The organism is Psychrobacter sp. AOP30-A2-5 (assembly GCF_052378115.1).
Classification (GTDB): Bacteria; Pseudomonadota; Gammaproteobacteria; order Pseudomonadales; family Moraxellaceae; genus Psychrobacter.
The window spans coordinates 1-23,121 of the sequence record NZ_JBQSXK010000001.1 but is presented as its reverse complement, the minus strand read 5'-3'; the positions used below and the strand labels follow the sequence as shown (position 1 = coordinate 23,121).

16 protein-coding genes and 1 tRNA gene are annotated in these 23,121 nt (G+C 44.0%); 9 read left to right on the top strand and 8 right to left on the bottom strand.

Annotation, left to right across the window (positions count from 1 at the left end; translation table 11 throughout):
- Nucleotides 1–50: 50 nt before the first annotated feature.
- On the top strand, nt 51–1,553 hold the full coding sequence (locus tag ACT3S4_RS00085) for a PepSY-associated TM helix domain-containing protein (RefSeq protein WP_087814184.1): 1,503 nt from the start codon (nt 51–53) through the stop codon (nt 1,551–1,553).
- Nucleotides 1,554–1,674: 121 nt separating this feature from the next.
- On the opposite strand, the gene ACT3S4_RS00080 is transcribed toward ACT3S4_RS00085, so the two are convergent.
- The 5 genes from ACT3S4_RS00080 to ACT3S4_RS00060 all read right to left on the bottom strand — a co-directional run bounded on the left by ACT3S4_RS00080 (nt 1,675) and on the right by ACT3S4_RS00060 (nt 11,117).
- Nucleotides 1,675–3,387 carry a multidrug ABC transporter permease/ATP-binding protein gene (locus ACT3S4_RS00080; RefSeq protein WP_087814183.1) on the bottom strand — a complete coding sequence of 571 codons (1,713 nt, stop codon included), beginning with the start codon at nt 3,385–3,387 and terminating at the stop codon, nt 1,675–1,677.
- A 112-nt stretch (nt 3,388–3,499) separates the two neighbouring features.
- Complete coding sequence (locus tag ACT3S4_RS00075; protein WP_087814182.1) at nt 3,500–5,788, bottom strand: TonB-dependent receptor; 2,289 nt, start codon at nt 5,786–5,788, stop codon at nt 3,500–3,502.
- Between the two features lie 303 nt (nt 5,789–6,091).
- Entirely contained in the window at nt 6,092–7,219 is a 1,128-nt protein-coding gene (locus ACT3S4_RS00070) for a siderophore-interacting protein (RefSeq protein ID WP_087814181.1), read from the bottom strand.
- A 355-nt stretch (nt 7,220–7,574) separates the two neighbouring features.
- Nucleotides 7,575–8,834: an HmuY family protein gene (locus tag ACT3S4_RS00065; protein WP_193013477.1), complete on the bottom strand. Its 1,260-nt coding sequence runs from the start codon at nt 8,832–8,834 to the stop codon at nt 7,575–7,577.
- A 102-nt stretch (nt 8,835–8,936) separates the two neighbouring features.
- Complete coding sequence (locus tag ACT3S4_RS00060; protein ID WP_087814179.1) at nt 8,937–11,117, bottom strand: TonB-dependent receptor plug domain-containing protein; 2,181 nt, start codon at nt 11,115–11,117, stop codon at nt 8,937–8,939.
- A 480-nt stretch (nt 11,118–11,597) separates the two neighbouring features.
- Here ACT3S4_RS00060 and ACT3S4_RS00055 point away from each other — a divergent pair, with 480 nt between their 5' ends.
- From ACT3S4_RS00055 to ACT3S4_RS00020, 8 genes are all read left to right on the top strand, one after another.
- Nucleotides 11,598–12,731 (top strand): ChuX/HutX family heme-like substrate-binding protein, encoded by a 1,134-nt coding sequence (locus ACT3S4_RS00055; protein ID WP_444760146.1) that lies wholly within the window; start codon nt 11,598–11,600, stop codon nt 12,729–12,731.
- Between the two features lie 150 nt (nt 12,732–12,881).
- Nucleotides 12,882–13,739: a heme/hemin ABC transporter substrate-binding protein gene (locus ACT3S4_RS00050; RefSeq protein ID WP_444760145.1), complete on the top strand. Its 858-nt coding sequence runs from the start codon at nt 12,882–12,884 to the stop codon at nt 13,737–13,739.
- A 47-nt stretch (nt 13,740–13,786) separates the two neighbouring features.
- Complete coding sequence (locus ACT3S4_RS00045) at nt 13,787–14,773, top strand: FecCD family ABC transporter permease (protein WP_444760144.1); 987 nt, start codon at nt 13,787–13,789, stop codon at nt 14,771–14,773.
- Nucleotides 14,774–14,788: 15 nt separating this feature from the next.
- Complete coding sequence (locus ACT3S4_RS00040) at nt 14,789–15,646, top strand: ABC transporter ATP-binding protein (protein WP_444760143.1); 858 nt, start codon at nt 14,789–14,791, stop codon at nt 15,644–15,646.
- A gap of 332 nt (nt 15,647–15,978) precedes the next feature.
- The gene (locus tag ACT3S4_RS00035) at nt 15,979–17,220 is read left to right on the top strand and encodes an efflux RND transporter periplasmic adaptor subunit (protein ID WP_444760142.1); all 1,242 of its coding nucleotides are present in this window, start codon (nt 15,979–15,981) and stop codon (nt 17,218–17,220) included.
- Nucleotides 17,217–18,491 (top strand): ABC transporter permease, encoded by a 1,275-nt coding sequence (locus ACT3S4_RS00030; RefSeq protein WP_227676068.1) that lies wholly within the window; start codon nt 17,217–17,219, stop codon nt 18,489–18,491. The genes ACT3S4_RS00035 and ACT3S4_RS00030 overlap by 4 nt, the downstream gene beginning before the upstream one ends.
- 76 nt (nt 18,492–18,567) lie before the next feature.
- A complete protein-coding gene (locus tag ACT3S4_RS00025; RefSeq protein WP_109592754.1) occupies nt 18,568–19,275 on the top strand; it encodes an ABC transporter ATP-binding protein in 708 nt (235 codons plus the stop codon).
- A 360-nt stretch (nt 19,276–19,635) separates the two neighbouring features.
- Entirely contained in the window at nt 19,636–21,318 is a 1,683-nt protein-coding gene (locus ACT3S4_RS00020; RefSeq protein WP_087814174.1) for an NAD-dependent malic enzyme, read from the top strand.
- Between the two features lie 242 nt (nt 21,319–21,560).
- Here the strand turns inward: ACT3S4_RS00020 and ACT3S4_RS00015 are convergent.
- The 3 genes from ACT3S4_RS00015 to ACT3S4_RS00005 form a co-directional block, all read right to left on the bottom strand.
- Nucleotides 21,561–21,637 (bottom strand) — tRNA-Ile (locus ACT3S4_RS00015).
- Between the two features lie 95 nt (nt 21,638–21,732).
- The gene (locus ACT3S4_RS00010) at nt 21,733–21,918 is read right to left on the bottom strand and encodes an SDR family oxidoreductase (RefSeq protein ID WP_109592746.1); all 186 of its coding nucleotides are present in this window, start codon (nt 21,916–21,918) and stop codon (nt 21,733–21,735) included.
- Nucleotides 21,912–23,099, bottom strand: a complete 1,188-nt coding sequence (locus ACT3S4_RS00005) for a tRNA nucleotidyltransferase (protein WP_109592748.1) — start codon at nt 23,097–23,099, stop codon at nt 21,912–21,914. The genes ACT3S4_RS00010 and ACT3S4_RS00005 overlap by 7 nt, the downstream gene beginning before the upstream one ends.
- Nucleotides 23,100–23,121: the final 22 nt, after the last annotated feature.

Below are 23,121 nucleotides of genomic sequence, written 5' to 3'. Positions count from 1 at the left end.
TAGGTCTAGGTCGTTCATTGAGCAACCAAAGATTGTTAAAGGTCATCTTTATGAGCAAACACACAAGTCAATCAACCAATACTCAACGCTATTTTACGGTATGGCGTTGGCATTTTTATGCGGGAATGTTTATAGCACCTTTCCTAATTATCCTAGCTTGCAGCGCACTTGGCATGCTGTTGATGTCTAACATAGCAGGTCGTGATGATGATCGCCTCACCATTACCACCCCAGATTCAGTGGTGACGGCACCTATTTCTACGCAAGCTAAAAACGCGTTGAACACTTTACCTAACAGCACGCTGGTGAAATATATCGCGCCTCGTGATACGGACACCGTTGCCTTGTTTCAAGTTAAGTCAGCCAGTCATGAGAATATGGTGGCGGTGAATCCTTATACGGCTGATATCGTTAAAAGCACGCCGACTAATAGTGGTCTGTACTATACCTTTAATGATATTCATGCTGATTTACTATTGGGCAAAGTCGGTGATTATATCCAAGAAACCACTGCCTCATTGACGATTTTAATGATTCTAACGGGTTGGTATCTGTGGTGGCAAAAACGCAAATCACTCAAAGCCATGCTTATACCCAATGATGCTGTAAATAATAAGAAAAAACGCTCATTCATACGTACCATTCATGCGACATTGGGCAGTTGGATATCTGTGTTGCTACTGTTTTTCTGTATTTCAGGAATGGCATGGGCAGGCATCTGGGGCGAGCGTATGGTACAGGCTTGGAGTCAGTTTCCTGCGGGCAAATGGGGCGTTGCGCCAATGCCGCTTTCTATTGATCACAGTCAACATCATGTTGGTATGGATATGAATAACGCTGAAGCCACGCCGCACGTTCATGGAGCAACACCAGTCACAGCACCCACGCATGGTGATGCACTAAATACGGGTAGTACCAAAGATGTGCCTTGGGTGCTTGAGTTGACACCAATGCCAGCATCTGGCACGGTCGCTGGCAAGGATGGTATCGCGTCCAATATACCGATTATGATCGATACCGTAGATCGATTTGCTCGTGAGATTGGTATTGTCGGACGTTACCAATTAAATCTGCCACAGGGTAATACGGGTGTCTGGACGATTAGCCAAGACTCAATGAGCTATGATATGAAAAATCCAATGGCTGATCGTACGGTACATATCGATCGTTATTCGGGCAATATTTTGGCAGATATCCGCTTTGATGATTACAATGCTTTTGGTAAATTTATGGCGGCAGGCATTGCTATTCATATGGGGACGCTTGGATGGTGGAGCGTATTGGTCAATGTCCTATTTTGCTTATCGGTTATTGCTATTTGTGTGAGCGGTTACATCATGTGGTGGCAACGCCGTCCACGTCATGCCAGTGAAAAGGTTGGACTGAATCCACCAGCGCGTGGTCTCAGTTTTTCTATATGGTGGCCGTTTGCCATTCCTTTGTTAGCAGTGGCAATCATATTCCCGACCGCCATCATCGCGATTATTGCTATCGGATTACTAGATTTCTTAGTCATTTCACGGGTTGGGTTTTTACAGAAACTATTATTTTAAAATTAAATAAAATAAAAGAGCCATTCAAAAAGTCATTCTTATCTAAATAAAATCGGGGCAACTTTCTAAAAGATGCCCCGATTTTTTATTGTTCGCCATTCACTTTTTACTAAGCCAGTATTCACTCCAACATAGCAATGGCATCGGCACTAGCACGTTGCCGCTCTTCAGCATTTAACTCAATAAGTCTGCCTTCTTTCATCAATAATAATCGATCTGCATGCTCAAAGTAACCATCATCATGACTGATGATAAACAGCGTTTTACCCAAGGCTTTGAGTTCAGGTATCAGTGTTTGGTAAAACACTCGGCGAAAGGCAGGATCTTGGTCAGCCGCCCATTCATCGAGTAGCAGTATGTTTTTTTGTTCAGCCACGGCAATGAGCATGGCCAAGCGCTTGCGTTGTCCTTGTGAGAGCTTGTCTGTCGATAATTGGTTATCAGTTACGCTGACTTTATCTTGTAGATTCAATTTATGCAGCCATGTATTTACGAGCGCTTCATCGGGTTGCTGTCCCTCTCTACCAATCAGCTGTTTAAAAAGATGCTGATCGCTAAAAATGGCAGAAAAAAGCTGTCGATAATCGGCGTTGTTTTTTGAGTTAACGAGCTGGCTATCTATTTTTACAGCACCTATGCTAGGGGTAAAAATGCCTGTAATAATCTTGGCAAGCGTAGATTTACCGCTACCATTCGCCCCGATTAAAAACACCACATCGCCACGTTTTAAGGTGAGATTAACTGATTTTAGGATATCGCTAGCATGCTCATTTTCTTTGACCGCTAGCTCATTTGCAGTGGTATCGTTACTTGCATAAAGATAGCCAATATCATTGAAGGATATGGACTGCCAGTTGTTGACCACAATATCTGTCGTAAAGGTTGGTTGGTACTCCGCCAATTCCAACGATTGTATTTTATCCAGCGCCACTTGTGCCGTTTGTAAGGTCGGATACGCACCAACGGCATGGAGGATGGGTGATTGCATGAATAGAATGGTTAAAGAAAAAGTGGTGGCAATACCCATTGGAATAGCAAGATAATTTGACACGGCAAACACCACACCAATGGCTGCGAACATCATAATATTCGACCAATTCACGGCGGATAAATGATAGGTATCCGATTTAATCACTCGATTTTGATAAGACTTGGCATGATGTAAGAAATTATTTTTATAGAGTTTTTCAGCGCGGTGTTGATTAAGCGCCAGCTCTTTGCGACCATCTATAATGGATTGATAGTCCTCATATAAAAGATCATTGATCTCTCTGAGCTCTCTTAAATGAGTATAGACATGCTTCACTAAAATGGTGCTTATCCAAATCGTCATCGCAATCCAAAACATGACAATCAATAATAATGGCAGCGACAACCAGCCTAAATAAAGGGCGACACCAACCGATAAAATAACACCTTGCACCAGCTCTGGCATACGCACAAAGGCGACGGTAATTGATTGAATATCTGAGGATAAGCTGGCGAGCAACCGTGCGCTACCCAAATGGTCTATTTGCGGAACTTTGGTGTCGATGATTTGTTTGACCAGCTTGGTTCTAAGCTCGTAGACGAACTGATGCCCTAAACGAGTCAGTGCATATTGTGATGCGAAGGTCGTGACTAACAGCAGCACCACCAAAGCTGAAAATTGACCCAAACTTGCCCACGATAAGGTATTAAAAACAGGCTGACTGATAAAGGTGTGATTGATATAGGCAATGATGCCCACACTGACCGCCGCATTCACCAAATTAAGGAAAATAACTTTAAGAAAGGGCAGGCGATAGTGTGCCCAAATCATTTGATATAAAGAAACAGTGGCGTGAGAGGACATAATGGCTCAATAATAGAATGGTTTTTTGCGTATTTTTGATGGCATAAAAGGGAGTAGGTTGTGCCTAATCCCTTTTATCTAAGTCTTATAAACGTGGTTTAATCTGCATGTCTTAAAAGTCGAAAGTCGCTGATACTTTTAGGGCAGTAGGCTCACCGGCATTTAAATAACCAGCACCCGCATAACCACCCACTGATTGCCAATAGTCTTCACCAGTAATATTAGTAACTACTCCTTTTAGCGTCACGTCTTGTCCAGCGAACATGGTTTTGTAGCGAGCACCTAGATCTAATGTGGTATAACCATCAACTTTTAAGCTGTTGGCGGCATCGGCATAACGTGCGCCTGTGTGAATGATATCACCGGTCACCGTCATTCCTTCAACTGCCGCAATATCATATTCTAGATTGACGTTGCTTTGTAGCGTGGGCAGTCCGATGACTCGGTTGCCGTCGAACGTCACATCGCCCGTGTCTTTTTGCTCAGCCTTTAAGTAAGTAACACCAGCATTGAAGCGCATGTTTTCGTTCGGGCTACCAAATACAGTCAATTCCACCCCTTGATGTCGATTTTCTCCAGCAGCGGTAAACGTGTTTGAGTCATTGATATAAGCACGCGGCTCATCAGTGCGGAATATCGCCAAACTACTGCCAATCAGACCATTGTCATACTTAACACCAACCTCAGTTTGCTCACTCACATAAGGGTCTAAATTTTGACCGCCATTGGTGACAGCACCACCATTATTAGTCAGAGGTGCCCTTGCGCCTGGCGCTAGGCTTTCGATATAGTTACCATAAACAGACCAGTCCATGCTTGGTTGATAGACAATTCCAACGCTTGGTGTCCACTCGCTTTTATCGTAATCAGCCGTTTTAGCCTGAGTGTTAGGATCATAGCTGGTGGTTTTTAAACTCTGATGACGCACGCCTAAAGTAGTTTTTAGTTTGTCATCGAACAATGATATGGTATCGGCTAGCGCAAAGCTTTGGAATTGCTTCTCGTTGGTCAATTTTGGATCATCTAAGTTACCACCGAAGATTGCTGTGCTTGTAAAAGGTACCTCAGCGTAGTCAATAGGGCGATATAAATTGGTTGCGGGTTGATTACCAAAATCATAGGCGAAAGCCCCCTTTTCTTCTTGGTCATAGAGATCCGCTGCTAGTACCCAATTATGAGCCACTTCACCTGTTTGCCATTTACCACGCAGACCGAGCTCAGCACTTTGTACCAAATCTTTTCTAGAGTTATCAAAGCGATAAAACGTACCTGCACCATCAACATTGTTGACGGTTAGATTGGCCAGTGAGTTTTCTTCCTCACCACTTCGCACACCGTAAGCACCATAAGCGGTAATATTATCAGTAAAATCATATTCTCCTCGAATGGTACCGAATACATCTTCTTCATCTGAATACGTCCAAGGCTGCGCCCAATTTTTTGAGCCGTCTGGTGCTTTTGGTACTCTAGAAACACCAGCAAGTGTGACACTAGGGCGGGTCTCTTTGAGTTTGTTGTCTTGCCAGCCCAAATCAGCTGATAATCGATACTGATCGCCTCTATAATCTAGTCCTAACGCTGCCAGACCCAGTGTTGAAGATTCATCATCAATCGCGCTGTCGCCATCTTGATAAGCAGCATTAAAGCGAATGCCAAACGCATCATCAGTACCAAAGCGATCACTGACGTCTACGGCAACTTTGCCTTGATCACCTTGACCATAACCAAGCGTTAGTTGACGTAGTGGGTCATTACTGGCGCGCTTAGGTAATAGGTTAATCGTACCACCGGCATTGCCACCACTGGGCGCTGCGCCATTGAGCATGGCAGATGCCCCGCGCTGAACCTCGACACGCTCGAACAATTCCGTTGCGATATACTGCCTTGGCAATATGCCGTATAGACCGTTATACATGGTGTCATCAGAGGTTGTGACAAAGCCGCGCATAAAGTACGCTTCTTGAAAGTTGCCAAAGCCTCTAGCGACACGAACAGTCGGGTCTTTTTTGAGCAGGTCGCCCACACTTTGGGCTTGTTGATTGCCGATATACTCATTGGTATATGAGGTAGTGGAGAACGGCGTGTCCATGATGTCTTGATTGCCCAAGATTCCGACACGGCTTCCTGTCGCTACTTGACCACCTTCATAGGCATCTGGCAACCCATCGGCTGATGCATCAGCACTACTGGTCACGACAATCTCATCGAGTACCACGCTTGGGGTATCGGATTGAGCGTCAGCACTTAAATCTGCTTGTGCCCACGCGATTTGGCTTGCACCCAGTAGTATTACCGATGTGGACAGACAAGATGAGCACAGTGATTTTAATGACAAGGGATGGCGAGACATATTCAATAGAGTAGGGCGAAATAAAGCAGAGTATAAGCGAGACAGTTGCATGAATATTTCCAGCACATAGATTAAATGCTTATTATAATGATAATCATTTTCATTACAATATATTACTGGATTAAATCTCAATATATTTTTATCGTGTTAAGTGTACGTTTTTGTTAGGAAAAAAAGTAAGTCGTCTAAAGTTGATTAATTACACTACGTTGATTAGTCGCGCTACACCAGCAGCAACGATTGTTATTAGCTCAATTTAGAAGTCAGCACAAGTGGTTAGTAAGTGGCTAAATGCCTATTATTTATTAAATGCTTGCTGTTTATAGAAAATACCATTTACAAAAAACATAATGATTATTGCGCACGCCAGTAGACTTTAATGACCATATCCTGACGTGATAATCCAAGATTTGCCTTTAGTTGCTGTCGCAATGATTTGATATCCGCTGCTTCCAGCGCGCCCCATACTTTGTCAATATTGACAGGCAGTCGCGCAAATTGTGTATTTAATAATGCCATTATTTGTTCAGTAATATCAGTTGTTGGGGTATTAACCAGCTGGCACACATTATCTTGCAAAAAATGCGCATTATGGCGTAGTTGATTACTGAGTGTGAGGGTGTGTAAGTAACGGATATCGTCTGGATCATTAGTGATGGCAATGACGAGGGGCGGCAATGGATTCTGCCAGTTTTCCAATAGATTGGCCACCGTAGGCAAAGAGGTTTCATCACAGATGAGTAAGCACTGACCAGTGCTGAGATGTTCTATTTTCTCTGGATATTCACGTACTGTTTTGATTTGACTGCCACAGTTAAGTGCGCGCGCCCAACTGCCTCCTGCCGTATCGCCATGAATATAAACGTCTATCCACGCTTGGACAGACGAGCTGCTCGAATCTCGCCATGCTTTTCGCAAGGTATAGTAGCGCTGCAAAGGTTTGTCGCTATCTTTGGGCTGGTGTTTTGTAGCAGATAGAACGTTCGCATCCAGCTCAAACAAATACGCGTAGCCCGGATGAGAGAGTGGCGTACTATCAGGTGCGGTTACCAGCAGTCGATACATATTGGGGCTGGCATAATAGCCATTAATGACCGTAAAACGCTGTTCTTGAAGCTTGATCGTGCGCTTGCCAAGCTTATTGGCAGAGGTTTGCAATAGCGTTATATATTGCTCCTGTAGCGTCATAGAGTCACTAATAGGAACTGTAAAATCAATAAAATATTGACGGCTGAGCTTGCTGCTGTTTGTTAAGGTATCGTCGTCATGATGGGCGGTTGTGACATCCATTAATATCCCATCAGTATACAGCTCTGCTATCGAGGCGATCTCGTGCTCACTCACTGCCGTGTTAGTAAAGGCATTGATAAACATCGCGAGTTCATCTTGATGCTCTTCATTGACATGACTCATAAACTGGGCTTTGTCAGCCATGTCGAGCGGTGTTTTATCGAAATCGTACTGAGTAAGTGGTTGAGCCATAAAATGTCGTCCAAGCCAAAATTCAAATAATTGTTCAGTAAAATTTTTTAATTAATAAATGATTGATTGGCTGCTGATTAAGGGCAAGATGGAAATGTAATAGTTAATAAGCATAAAACATGCAAATGTTAATGATTATTAATATCACCTATATTTTTATTACGATAATATACCATAGGTTAATTTATTTACAATCATAAAAGGACAGGTGTTATCGAATGACTAATATTTTTCTTGTAATAATTGGCAGTGGTGACTCTTAGACTGTGTATAAACGTTATCGCCCAACCTATTTTTGTAAGGTCTGATAGCTTACAAAAATGAGTTGGGCGAGCTAAAGTCGAACAGTAGAGTGTTAAGGAGCAGGCTGAATGTCTATTTTAAATTCCCATGAGGTCGCAGTCGTGGCTGAGCTATCAGGATAGTTGATTTTATCCAAACGCACGCGTGCATAGCTATTGCCTTCAGCAGATCTAATGAGCGCGCCTTGAGCGCTGTCAACCGCTTTGGCATTTAGTTGATGGGTCATGCCATTGTAGGTATACCAGCCAAAGTCTAAGTTCGGGAAACTGCCGGTATAAGCAGGATTGAGATCTGAGCCTTTACTGTCAATAACCCAGCTTCTAGCACTCAGCGGTTTATCATATACAGCGGTGTTGGTAAGGTCGGCTAAAGTAGCCGCGCTACCATCGCTGGTAAATTGACTGGTAATCGGTTTACCTTGCGCATCATAATATCCGGCTGGTGTGGCGGCAAGATAACCGCCAGTTTTACCACTGCCCGAATCCCCACCATTTAAAATCACATCATTACGCTTAAAGCCAATCTGCCAACTGCTGTTTTTATCGCTGCTACTTTTTCCTGTAGCTAAATCAAAATAGACCCAATTATCATTGTTTGAGGCATCGATGGTTTTCGTCTGTACCTTATTCGGTAGCGCAGTATCAATCCAGCGCAGAGTAGGGTGGCCAGAGGCACCAGTATCATTATAATAATTGGTAATCTGCATGGCATAAATAGGCTGCTGGACGCTGCTGTCTGTCATGGCGCTGCTATTATCTGTGGTGACAAGATAGACGCGATTGTTCGGATATAGCTGATGGTTGCCTTTTAAATTGTATTCAAACCACGGCTGTGCATCAAATATACCGCCACTACGGTCTTCATTGTAGTGCATGGTAATATCACGTTTGGTATCAGGGTCTTGAGTTGCATTGCTATAACGGCTCAGATCTGACCAATCGATCAAACCAAAAACGCCGCCCAAACCTGCGCCAGAATCACCGCTATTTGACCAAAGCTTAACCGAACGCGCTTGGTTATCAAACTTGATATCCCATTTATCTTCAGCACACGAGCTTTCAACTTTGGTATCAAAGTCATAACAGGTCGCAGTATTAGGCGCTAGATTGGTGACTTGCCAAGTAGCCGTTTCGCTAAAGCTGGCACTGCTCACAGGCGGGGTAGTGCCGCCATTACCGTTACTGTCACTGTCACTACTGGTGCCATCACCGCCACCACCGCAGCCAGTCATGCTGAGTGCTAAAATACTGCCACTAAACAGTAATGCCAATTTGGTCGGCTTGGTGTGAATTGCTGGGGAAATGGGGGTCATATCAGCTTCCTTGAAGGTTGTGGTTTCAGATAGAGGGTACAAAATAAGGGTAAAAATAGCGGTACAAATACACTTGCTTTAGAATGATTGTGAATCAAAGGCTTACCAATGGTAGCTGGCGCCAAGTAACCACTCGCGATTATCAATGGGACGGTAGTCACTGGTATCGGTGACATCACGCTGCACATCAAAGATATTATTAATCGCTGCATACAAGCTCAAGTTTGCAGTGGCGTCATAATTGAGCTTGCTATCGAGTGTCCACCAAGAGGGTGAATACGCTTGCTCGCTGGTACTAATCAGCTGTTTGGATTCATAATTGAGGCGCGGGATCAGCTGTAATTTGTCATTGATTTGATAATCTAGTGCCAGCATCGCTTTGTGATTGGGCTTATAGGTCAGCTCGGTATCGGTGACATTGTTATGCGTCTTGAGGTAAGCGTAGCTGGCTTGTAGTTTGGCGCGCTCGTCCACTTGCCAGTCAAGGCCAATATCGCCGCCATAGGTTTTGGCACTATCGACGTTCATATATTTATAAATGGCGATATTGCCTTCAAAGCTCGCATTGTCTTCATCGGTCTGAATCAGATCATCTATCTCGTTATAAAAACCATTAACCGTCAAATTGACACTATCGCTCAGCTGACCTTGATAGCCGATTTGGTAACTGGTTGAGGTTTCAGGCTGCAAGTCGGGATTACCCATGACTTTATAACCCAAATTGCTATGGTCAAAGACGTAGTAGCGTTCTTTTAGGTTGGGCACGCGATAACCACCGCCAATACTGCTACGAAAGACATGGTCGCGACCGCTTGCATCCAAATGGTTGTATTTGAGTGATACCTTTGGCGCCATATGGCCACCAAAGTCTTCATCGTTTTGATAGCGAATACCGCTCAACACCTCCCAGTTATCACCAATCAGCCAATCATCTTGTATATATAGCTCGCCGACATCACGGCTAACGTTATCGCTGATAAGCTCGCTGGATTGATTTTTCGTTTGGCTTAACTTGTCTTGCTGAACCTGACCGCCAACTTGAATAAGATGAATGTGCTTATCGGATAGTAATAGCTCAGGTAGGTCGAGCTGCGCTTGCGCCAGCGTGGTACTGATGTCTGTATCACGGGCGCTGGTGATAGTTTGCTGTGTTTTAGTATTGGATTCGCTTTGATATTCTTCATGCAGGGCTTGTGCGGACAACCGATAACTTTTGCTGCGATTATCCACATGCGGCGTGATATCAGCGCGCGCACCAACACTAAAGCGCTGCTTAGTAATGTGCTCATCTCGTTGCTGTGCCAAATAGCGCGGCGCCACATAATAATTAAAACGACTAACATCGTCTTCTTTATAGTGGTTGGCCTCTAACCAATATTGAGCGTTTTTGACCATTCGGCTATCGTTGTTACTATCGTCATTGTCTGATATGCCTTTACCGTCCGGGTGGTAGCTAAATCGGGCACTGACTTGTGATTGCTCGCTGGCATCTTTTAATCTGGGCCATGCTTCATGATCTAAGCTTAAACCATCATTGTCCAGATACGAGCCTGATAGACGCGCGTGAAAGCGCTGGTTTTTATCCAAAGCCCCTTCCACGCTGGCTTCTACATAGCGCTTATTGGCATCTAGCTTTCTACCAGATGGATTTTGCTGCCCATTGCTGGCAATCTCGGTGGTGATATGTCCTGTTGCCGCGCCAATGGGTTTGGTGATGATATTAATGACGCCACCCATCGCCGCGCTACCAAACTGCGCTGACGCCGCTCCTTGCACCACTTCTATTTGTTCGATATCCATATTCATATATTGATTCAAGTTTACTGTCGAGCCAGTGCTGGCTGTGATCGGTAAACCATCAATCAACACCAATACTTGATCACCTGTGAAGCCTTGCATGCTGACTTCGTAACCTGTCTTGCCGTGGACTTCACGTAAGTAAACATTGGGCAACAAGGCTAGCGCTTCTTTTAAAGTATGCGCATGGTTGTCATCGAGCTGCTGGCGACTGAGTACTTGCAGGGCAACTGGCGCATCACTTAAAGCGCGCTCAGAGCGAGTCGCCGTTACCACTATAGGGTCTAAACGTGTGCTCGGCATGGCTGCATCGTCGGGCATATCACCATTCGTCTCTGCAAAAATTGGCGCTGCTTGGGCTGAAACTGACGTGAATGCAAACAATGCTAATGCCACACTTATGGCTAGTGGGCTACGACGCAGCGGTGAAGGATGGGTGTTTAGTCCCGTATGAGTCAACGATAAATTAAACGCTAAAATTGACATAAATAAAACAGCCATCGTAAAAAGAGAGAGTAAGAAAGTCGTGTTACTTAAAGACCTTTTGCTACAAAAAGAGTGATCTAAAGCGACCTTTTCATAGTATTAATTATTAAAGGTTTGGTTACTTGATTCACTAGATTAAGTAACAAAGCCCAGATATAGTATTTCAAACGATAATAATTATCAATATGTAAATGATAATTATTATTATTTACAAAGTGAAAAAATGTTGCCATAATGATTTCGTCCGAAGCCTAGAGACAAAATTATAAATGATGAACTAGCAGCGATAATTGCTAACAGCCTGCTTGATAAATACATCCTTGCTGCATCATTGCAAGCATTGTAGTACAGCAGGCATTGGTTTTATCAAATATCAATCATAGTCATCGTCTCTGCTATTTTCTGAAGATATTCATATCTCAATACTACATAGCCAAGATCATTGGCTTTTTTACTGCTATTCATTTTATGGAGACCATCATGAGTCAACCGCTATCGTTAACCAAAAAAAATACTGAGCTGTGGCAACAATACCAAGCATTAAAAGCAAAAACACCGATGCTATTTCCCACAGAAGGAGCGGCTGCGCTAGGCATCAGCGAGTTTGAGCTCATGCTTGCATCTCCTTATAGCCAGTATATGGGTGATCAGTGCAAAGCTGTATTAAAGCAATTTGAGAACTTTGGTGACATGGAAAGTATTGTCAGAAACGAGCTGGCCGTGCATGAAAAAACCGCGCCATATCATAATCTTAAGCTTGGCGAAAAGATGGGATTAGCACTCAATGTGGGTGGTCTAGATTTGCGATTCTTTATGTGGCAATGGCAGCATATGCTGGCGGTAACGGATACCAGCCGCGCGGATAAACCCTCTTATAGTATTCAGTTCTATAACGCGCAAGGCGGCGCGATTGATAAAGTGTATCTACGAGAGTTAAGCGCTGAGACTATTGCGCGCTGGCAAGCGATGATTCAGGAGCAGCAGCAAACGGTGAATAATGAGACGCTGACGTTAGAGGCACAAGAGTCAGTCAGTGAATGGTCTTATAAGGCGCTGGGCGAGGCGGAGAGTGCGCAGCTACAACAAGGCTGGCAGGCAATGACAGATGTGCATCAGTTTCATTCATTACTAAAAAACCTCGATATCGATCGTGCTAGCAGTTACCGTCAAGCACCAGAACAGATGACGCAGCAGCTTGAGATTAGCGCTGTCGAAGCGGTTTTCGAGCAAGCGCGCGATGCCAAATGCCCAATCATGATATTTGTCGGTAATAGTGGACTGGTACAGATTCAGACAGGAACGGTACAGACACTCAAGCGTATGGGTGATTGGTTCAATATTTTAGATAAAGACCATAATGGCTTTACGCTGCATTTAAAAGACAAAGCATTGGCGCAACTGTGGAGCGTTAAGCGCCCAACCAAAGACGGCATCGTGACTTGTATCGAAGGTTTTGATGGTCACGGCGTCAGTATCTTTAGTGTGTTCGGTCAGCGTATTGAAGGCACGCCTGAGCTTGAAGCATGGCAGCAAATTGTCTCGACGGTCATCGAAGCGCATCCATATGCAAAATCCTTAGCACCAGTGGTTATGGCTGAAGAAGAGAGCGTGTAAATCCGCCATAAAAAATCAGCAAATTTTGCGATATTGACACTCACATAACGGATAAGCCATAGCTGTTGTGTGAGTTATTTGGGATGCTTAATACACGTTAATGGTTCTGTTAATAGTGTCATTTTTTACGTTAGCAAATTAGGAATGCTTATGTCTTCTGCATTATCAAAAACAGTAATCACTCACGCAGTGATAAATAAAAAATTGATGAGTCGTGCTATCAGCACTGCGGCCATTATTGGCGCATTTGCCGTGCCCTCACTTTCTGCCCAAGCTTATGATCGTATTGTCGCGATGAGCCCCGATGTTGCAGACGTCGTGGTGGCACTAGGAGCGACCGATAAATTGGTCGGTAAAGATGCGACCAATCATAATCCAGCGTTAAAGAATGTACCAGCCGTGGGTATGCACCGTAATATCACTGCCGAGTCAGTGTTGGCGGTCAAGCCAGATTTGGTGCTTGGTAGTTATATGGTGCAGCCTGCGAGTATTTATCAGCGCTTAAATGGTCTAAAGGTTAAAGCCGTTAATGTCGCGCCCAAAGAAGAGGTAAGCACCTTTGCCAATAGTATTAAATCAATCGGCAGTTACGTTGATAGAAAAGCTGAAGGGTCGCAGCTTGCGAAGCGTTGGAATACAGGGATGAGTCCAATGGCAAAGACGGGTAAGCGTTATTTATTAAGTTACGATGGTCGTATCGTTGCAGGTAAAGACACGGTAGGGGATGAGTTGATTCGCCGTGCGGGTGGGATAAATGCTGCCAATGTATCTGGGTTAAAACCCATGTCACGTGAAGGCTGGCTGGCAGCCAAGCCCGATGTAATCATTATTGCCGATCATAATCAGGCAGTGGTTGGCGGGATCAGTAAATTTAGTAAACGTCCAGAGATTGCAGCAAGTGTCGCAGGCAAGAAGGGCGGCGTACACTTTTGGCCAGCTGATGATTTTCTGCGTTACGGCTTGCATTCGCCTGACGTCTTAAAAAAGCTGAACGCTGTAGCAAAATAGCCTAAGTAAAAACAATTTATCTCATATTCAACAAAATGACATCTCACATGGCAAATACGATTTCTGCTTCTATCCCTACACAAACTAGAAAACATAAACCTAGCATCTACTATATTGCTGCCGCTGTCACATCTGTATTGCTAATTTGGTTGGCGCTTGGTATTGGCTTTGGCGAATGGTCAAGTCCCAATTATCTTGATAACACCATCTGGCAGCTGCGTTATCCGCGTGTGGTGACGGCATTACTGGTTGGTATGGCGTTGTCAGTTAGTGGTGCAGCATTACAGGCTTTATTTGAAAATCCTTTAGCGGACCCTAGCTTAATCGGTACATCAGGTGGCGCAGCGCTTGGTGTTGTTTTGGTTCTGGCATTGGGGTTTGGTGGCATTGGGATACCGCTTGCTGCGTTTACCGGAAGCGTATTGGTGTGCTTGTTTATTCTCGCTTGTCATCGGTTTTTGGGTGGTGGGCAGATGGGCTTGCTGATATTAGGATTTGTCATCAGTGCTTTTTGTGCTGCGGTGGTCAGCCTGATTTTATTTATGTCTGATGACATGGTGCTTCGATCTGCGACCAATTGGCTGTCAGGCAGTATGGCGGAAGCGGGTTTTGTGCCGCTGCGATATTCAATTATTTCTATGGTTTTAGGCTTAGCGATTTTATTACCGTTAGGTCGCCAATTGGACGGGTTGATGCTTGGTGAAGCCGCTGCTAAGTCCTTGGGTATCAAAGTGGGTGTGGTTCGTTGTTTGGTCGTGATTGCCTCGGCATTATTAACAGGGGCAGCGGTGTCTCTGGCAGGCGTCATTGGTTTTATTGGCATGATGGTGCCAAACCTGCTGGCTATTCTGTTTGGTGGCGGACGTATGCGTCTCATGATTTGGTCTGGTTGGCTTGGGGCGATACTATTACTCGTCATTGATGGCGCGGCGCGACATGTCGCTTATCCAGTGGATGTTCCCGTTGGCATCGTTTTAGCGTTGCTTGGCGGTCCATTCTTTATTTGGCTGTTTGTGCGTAGTAGCCGCCGTTAATTGGAGAAAGTGTTTATGTTTCATTCATTTTTTACGGCTACATCAAAGACATCGCTAGCAAATCGAGAAAGCAATATAGAGAGTAGTAATATAAAGAGTAGTGATGAAGGCGAGCTGTTGTCGATGCAAGATATTCATATCTCGCACGGTCATAAAACATTGTTAAAGATAGACAAACTAACCGTGCCAAGCCAAAAGCTGGTCGCCTTTATCGGACCAAATGGCGCGGGTAAAAGCACGTTGCTGCACACGGTTTTAGGTCAACACACAGGAACCGCGCTTAAAACGGATGGTCACATTACGATTTACGGTCAGCCGATCAACGAGGTCATGAATGATGGTCATATCGCTTGGGTTGGACAACATGAGCGCTTTGAGCTGCCGTTAACGGTATTGGATTATGCGCTGTTAGGAGTCTCGCCAAATCTTGCATGGTATCAGCGCCCAAATAGCCATCATGTTGAGCGCGCGCAACGTTTGTTACAAGATTTTGAATTATTAAGTTTGGCCAGTGCCCGTGTGCAAACCTTATCAGGCGGTGAAAAGCAGCGCTTGGCTATCGTAAGGGCGCTAATGCAAGACACTAAAATCATGATGTTTGATGAGCCGACCAATCATCTTGATATTCGCCATCAGCGTTTTTTACTTCATTATTTGCATAATTTGGTGCGACATCAACGCAAAAGTATCTTGGTTGTGTTGCATGATTTGACCCATGCGCATCGCTATACTGATGAAGTGGTGCTATTAAGCGGTGGACAAGTTGTTGCACAAGGAACGCCTAGTGAAGTGATGACACGCTCGCAATTAAGCGATGTTTATGATGTTGATATTAAGGTGCATCAAACTGAAGATGGTTTGGTGTTTATATGATTCTGAGCACTTGAGCCATTATTCTGACTTTGCGATAGGCATTTGATGACCAACTTGGCTTTTTAATCTGTATATATCGCACTGATTTATTCGGCAGTAAAAACCCCTTCATGCTATATAAATAATAGTATGAAGGGGTTTTTTACATCTTAACTATTGTAGTGAATCAAATATTTTTAATATAACCATGCAAAATATAACCATACTAACAGGATGATTTTCAGTTAATAAATAATTTTAAACCTAAAAAATGTTGCAGTAAACTCGCATAACGATCGGATTTAGTAGAAACTGTAAACCACTAGGTACTTGTTCTGAACGGGAGAAACTCATTGCGCGCTATTCCTTATAAACTGATTGTTAGCGCACTACTGCTCATCATTGTTGCGGGCTTTTTTGCCTTTCGCTGGTGGCAAGGACCACTATTACCAAGCTATAGAATATCTTCGATGCCTTTGGTGCAGACGGTCGTAGCGACTGGACGGGTCGTTGCCGTATCGAATACTGACATTGGTAGCGAGATATCAGGTGTCGTATTAGAGCGACGGGTAGCAGAAGGCGAACAAGTCGCTGCAGGAGATTTATTATTGGTACTAAGCTCCGATGACGTTGCAGCCCAAGTGCGTCAAGCAGAAGCCGAGCTGGCGGAATTGATTATTAGCACTCGTCCACAAGCAGTGGTGGACTTGACCAATGCCGAAGTAGCGTTGGCGCAAGCTGACCGTAATGTCGAGCGTAGGCGCGAATTGGCTGCTATCTCGGCCATCTCTGATGAGGAAATGGAGCAGGCGATTCAAGCCCAAGCCCAAGCACGCAATAACCTTGAAAATGCACGCCTGAGAGCGAATGCACTCTCCTCTGGTGGTGTTGAAGAAGATTTATTACGTGCTCGTATCGCAGCATTGCAGGCTCAGCTCAACAAAGCGCAAGTACGTAGCAAAGTATCAGGTACTATTCTGACCCGTAATATCGAGGTAGGCGATTTGGTACAGCCAGGTCAAAGCTTGTTTACTATTGCCCTCGATGGTAAAACTGAAATAAGAGTACCGCTTGATGAACGTAATTTATCTCGATTGGCTTTGCAGCAACCAGCTGTCGCTATTGCTGATGCCTATCCGGATAAACCGTTCCCCGTACGTATTAGTTTCATTGCACCAAGTATAGATCCGCAACGCGGTACGGTAGAGGTGAGATTGTCCGTCGATCCTGTACCTGATTTTTTGCGTCAAGATATGACGGTATCAGTGAATATCGAAACGGATCAACGCGCAAAAGCTTTAGTCATTCCGAATGATGCACTAGCCAATGTTAAAGAAGACAGCACCGAAGTATTATTATTGCGTGATGGTAAAACACAACGTCAAGCAGTGAAATTAGGGTTACGCGGACTGTCAGCATCAGAGGTGCTCTCAGGACTGAGCGCAGGTGATGAGATATTGGTTGATGCGACAGTCTCACTGGCTGATGGAAAAAGAGTGAGAACCGCGCTTCAAGCAGCACCTTTTACCGCTCCTAATGCTGATAAGATGAGGGCGGTAAAGGATAAGAGCCAAGCAGCGGAGACAGTCAATTGACGGCTTTTTTCGGTAGACTATGGATTGATGCCACTATTGCCATCAGTTTTTTACGCGAGGGACGCATACAGTCGTTGATGATTACTCTGGGAGTGGCAATAGGTGTTGCCGTTATTATATTTATTACGGCACTCATCCAAGGATTACAGACCAACCTTATTGAAAGCACCCTTGGCAGTCAGGCACATATTCGCTTAGTAGCGCCAGATGAAGTCAACCTAATAGCGCCGTATGCTGATGATACGCTGCAACTGATACAAGAAGACAAGCGTCCACAGCGGCTACGTTCTATTAATAATTGGCAGCAAATCACTGATACGCTAGATCAACTGCCCTTGTTAACTGCCGTATCGCCAAACGTGTCTGGGCCTGGGTTCGTCCGGCGTGGTGAGGCATTAGAGTCGGTAATACTAGTAGGTACTGACTTGGCGCGCTATCAGAATATTATTCCACTTGATGAATACTTAATCAGTGGTGAGCTGCGAGTGGGCGCAGATAATGTATTGATTGGTAGTGAACTGGCTAAAGATTTGGGTGTAGAGGTCGGCAGCAAATTACGTTTGGATACGGGTCAAGATAGTAGTCCCAGTAATAATTTGAGTAACAACCTTAGTAGCAACATTAGTAGCAACAGCGCTGTAGTCAATATCGCTGGTATATTTGAGCTCGGCGTACGAGAGCTTGATGCGCGCTACGTTTATCTAGACCTAAAACAAGCGCAGTCATTACTCAACCTACCGGGCGGTATCACAGTCATTGATTTGACGGTTGAAGATATCTTTGAGGCGGAGGAAATCGCTGCACAAGTGGGTCGTTTGACCTCATTGCAAGCAGAAAGCTGGATTGAAACCAATGCCCAACTGCTGAGTGGTCTCACCGCTCAAAGTTTATCTAGCAATATGATTGTTGTTTTTGTGGCGATCTCGGTGGCTTTTGGTATTGCCAGTGTGCTATCGGTCAGTGTGGTTCAGCGTACGCGCGAGATTGGTATCTTACGAGCCATGGGTGCAACTCGTCAGCAAATCCTACGAATATTCTTAATTCAAGGGGCTATATTTGGCTTGTTAGGCTCTATTGTCGGTAGTGGTGTCAGCTATATATTGGTCTGGTCTTTTAATACTTTTGGGCCCGACATATTTACAATTCCCATATCGATAAACCTGATCTTAGTGACTATGTCGTTAGCAACGCTAACTGGTGTTATAGCAGCCGCTATTCCAGCGCGGCGCGCAGCAGCACTTGATCCAGTGGTGGCTATTCGTTATGTCTAATCATGATTCTAGCGACACTTTTAATAATGACTTTAACAATGTTTCTGCCAATCCTTTTAATAAGACGTCAACTCCTATGTCCAGTCAATCTCACGAAGTTCTGCGTTTAGAGGCACTAAAAAAGTCTTATAATATCGGTCAACCTAATGAGATTGAGGTGCTGCACGGTATTGACTTAACCATCAGCAATAACGACTTTGCTGCCCTGATTGGTCCTTCTGGTTCAGGTAAAAGTACTTTGCTAAATGTACTAGGGTTACTAGATCAGCCAACCAGCGGTGAGCTATATCTATTGGGTCAAGCAACCAGCGCTATGAATGATGCTGGTCGCACCGCTTTGCGTGGCAGTAGTATTGGCTTTGTCTTTCAATTTCATCATCTGATTCAAGCGTTTAGTGCATTAGACAATATCTTAATGCCGCTAACATTGACAAGGGGTCGTCCAAATAAGCTTACTATCCAAAAAGCGCGCGAGCTACTGGCAGCGGTTGGGTTAGAGCGCTTTGCTGACAGTAAACCTAACGAGCTATCAGGTGGTCAGCAACAGCGTGTTGCCATTGCACGTGCCTTGATAACCGAACCGGCATTGCTATTGGCTGATGAACCTACAGGTAATCTGGATACCGTGACGGCTGGAGAAGTGTTTGAGCTGTTCCGCAAAGTCAATCAGGAACGTGATTGCGCGGTATTGCTGGTCACCCATGATCCACGCTTGTCAGCATCTTGCGATCGAACGATTAATTTGGTTGATGGTCGTATTGATAGTGATACGTTGAATAATTGAAAAATATCGTAGTGATAATAAAAGTCATATTGGCAGATTACTTATCTGCTTAACAAAGATTTCTATCAATACCGCCGTCAATAGTGACATCAATAAAGGTAGCGGCTTCGATTGTATGAAATCTCATAGAAAACACCCAATAATAAAAAACCCTTTTTTATAAAAATTTAAGGTAAAAGCTAAGTATATCTATATTTCTAGGTCAATGTATCCATGCCATCACCTTTAGAGCCATGTTCATTCAAAATGATTTTGTTATCTATTGTTAAATACTAGTAGATGCTATGTATAATGCAGCACTAGCATAGCTTTCACTCAGTATGGCTTTCACTCATATGCCTTTAATAAGAAGATTACATTATGTCAAACAAGCGTCCTTTATATATTCCCGTTGCAGGCCCCGCTCTTTTAGAGACTCCTTTACTAAATAAAGGCAGTGCTTTTTCATCAGAAGAGCGTGATAGCTTTAATTTAACTGGGCTATTACCTCATAACATTGAGACAATTGAAGAGCAATCACTACGCGCTTATCATCAACTGCGCTCATTCACTAATGATATGGATAAGCATATTTACTTGCGTAACATCCAAGATACCAATGAAACCTTATTTCACCATCTGATTGAGCAGCATATTGAGGAAGTCATGCCGCTCATTTATACGCCAACTGTAGGTCAAGCATGTGAAAAATTCTCGCAAATTTATCGCCGTAAACGGGGTTTGTTTATCTCATATCCTGAGCGCCATAAAATCGATGACATGCTGCAAAATGCCACCAAGCAAAACGTGAAGGTAATCGTTGTCACTGACGGCGAACGTATATTAGGTCTAGGGGATCAAGGTATTGGTGGTATGGGTATTCCCATTGGTAAATTGGCTTTGTACACCGCTTGTGGTGGTATTAGCCCAGCTTATTGCCTACCAATTTTGTTGGATGTTGGTACCAATAATCAACAGCTACTTGACGATCCTATGTACATGGGCTGGAGAAACCCACGCATTTCTGGTGACGAGTATAATGAGTTTGTCGACTTATTTATTCAAGCCGTTAAACGTCGTTGGCCTGAGGCATTATTACAATTTGAAGATTTTGCCCAAGAGAATGCGACACCATTATTGAATAAATATCGTGACCAATTATGCTGCTTCAATGATGACATTCAGGGTACTGCTGCGGTTTCAGTCGGTACCTTGATTGCAGCGTGCTTAAATAAGGGTCAGAAGCTTAGCCAACAAAAAATAGCATTTTTAGGCGCAGGGTCTGCTGGTTGCGGTATTGCTGAGCATATTATTCGCCAAATGCAGCGTGAAGGGTTAACGGAGGCGCAGGCTCGCAGCCAAGTATTTATGGTTGACCGCTATGGCCTGCTTACTGATAACATGACGGAGCTACAAAAATTCCAAGAACCGTTAGTACAAAAAGAATCCGCTATTGCAAGCTGGGATAAAAGTAAGAAACTCGGTTTAGCGCAAGTGGTTAAACAAGCAAAAATAACCGTATTGTTTGGTGTCAGTGGGCAAAAAGGTCTGTTCACCCAAGAGGTGATCGAATCCTTGTGTGTTAATACTGAGCATCCTATTGTATTACCACTTTCAAACCCAACGTCTCGTGTGGAAGCGACACCGCAAGAAGTGACTAATTGGAGCAAGGGTAAGGCAATTGTTGCAACAGGTAGCCCTTTTCCTCATACCACTTTTGAAGGTCAGCCTTTCGAGGTTTCTCAGTGTAATAACAGCTATATTTTCCCCGGGATTGGTCTGGGTGTTTTAGCAGCACGGGCGACGGGTATCAGCGATAATATGCTCATGGCGGCAAGCCAAGCCCTTGCAGATGTATCAATGGAATACGAAAAAGCACCTGGTGCCATCCTACCGCCGATTAAAGTTATCAGAGAGATCAGTGAAAAAATAGCGTATGCAGTGGCATTGCAAGCGGCTCAAGATAAGCTAGCGCTACCTATCACAGCGGAGAATTTACAACGTCGATTAAAAGCGAATTTTTGGTTACCTGAATATCGTAATTATCGCCGTACTTCTTTCTAATGTTAGAAATTAGATATAACAAATTCTAATATTAGGCACGTTATCTAAGTAAAATACTAAATGAAAAAAGGTTGCTAACGCTATATTACATATAGTGTTGGCAACCTTTTTTACTGCTACCCAATCTATTAGTTTAGCAAGTTTACTTTTACCTGTTTTTCAGCACAGCTCAATGATTGTTTTCTATTAAATTCTAGGCAATAAAAAACCCTTACAAGCCAATGCTTATAAGGGTTTGAATTTGGTGGGCCCAGTAGGACTTGAACCTACGACCAAAGGATTATGAGTCCTCTGCTCTAACCAACTGAGCTATGGGCCCTAACGCTAGACGGACAATGATACCTGAATTTTTTAATTTTTCAAGTAAAAGATAGGTAGTAATCAAGATATTTTTTATGATGCTCTACTTTTCTATCAAATATGACCATCAGCCAATGTCAGGCTGCGACCACCATCAACAGTAATAATCTCAGCAGTAACATAATTGGCCTGTACGAGGTACAACACATGATGGGCAATCTCGTCAGGTCGACCTATACGCTGCATAGGAATTGAGTCAATAATAGCGCGCTGCTGCATCTTTTTAAATTTTCTTAACATTGGTTTCGTGCTTGTAAGTGCTCAATTCTGGCTTGTCGTAATGCCGTACCAATCGCAGGGCCTGTTAGTGCTGAGTCAATATCCTGCATGTTAATGGCATGAAAGCTATTCAATGCTATCATCATCTGACGGTGCTGTGTTGCCAATTGCAACACGTGGCTGGTCACTAATAGCTGCGATAACTTATCAGGCTCTTTATGAGCGCCGCAAATTTGTATGAGGTCAATTTTTTCAGCCGCGCTTAAATGGCTTATTGTGCTTAGCTTTGTGGCTTGCTGAGCGAAGAGAGTCGAAAATTGAGTGTGTGCCTTTGGTACCTTAGCGGCGTTGCCTATATCATTGATACCTTTTATATTGGCTGCTTTATTCACGTTTTCATTTGTATGTTCTGAGGTAAATAAAAATGAATTAAGGCTACTCATTAATAGTGCCCAGCGCTGTGATAGATTCAATTGCATTTGCCCTGCGAAATATAGCGCAGTCTGTACCGTTTCACGTATCTGAGTATTAGCCCAAGCTTGATGTAGTGGGGCAAAATATTCTGTGAGCGCACCAATCTCAAACAGTTGTTGCCAGTATACCTGCGGCGATAGCTGCATGGTTGCACGGCTAGATTCTTGCCAAATGCGCTCTGCACTTAAATGTGCAAGCTCTCCAGAGTCGACCAATTGGCGCATCAACGTCAAAGTTTCATCAGCAATGACAAAACCTAGGTCGTAATAACGGCTATAGAAGCGAGCGGTTCGAAGCACTCGTAGAGGGTCTTCGCTAAATGCACCTGATACATGACGCAAGGTTTTGCTTTCTATATCAGCCATGCCACCATAATAGTCAATGACGTCACCGTTGATTGGCGTATCATCAGTTAAGCTGGTGACTTCTATGGCCATGGCATTAATCGTCAAGTCTCGACGTTGTAGATCCTCTTTTAAGCTGACGTCAGGACTGGCATGTACGCTAAAGCCTTTATACCCCAAGCCTTCTTTGCGTTCAGTGCGTGCCAGTGCGTATTCTTCATGGCTATTAGGATGCAAAAATACAGGGAAATCTGCACCCACTTGCTGGAACCCTGCATCAAGCATTTCTGCAACAGTTGCACCAACGACGACAAAATCTTTGTCTTTAATAGGACGTGCTAACAGTTGATCGCGTACCGCGCCGCCGACAAGGTAAATTTGCATGAATGCCTCTATCTTTTATTTT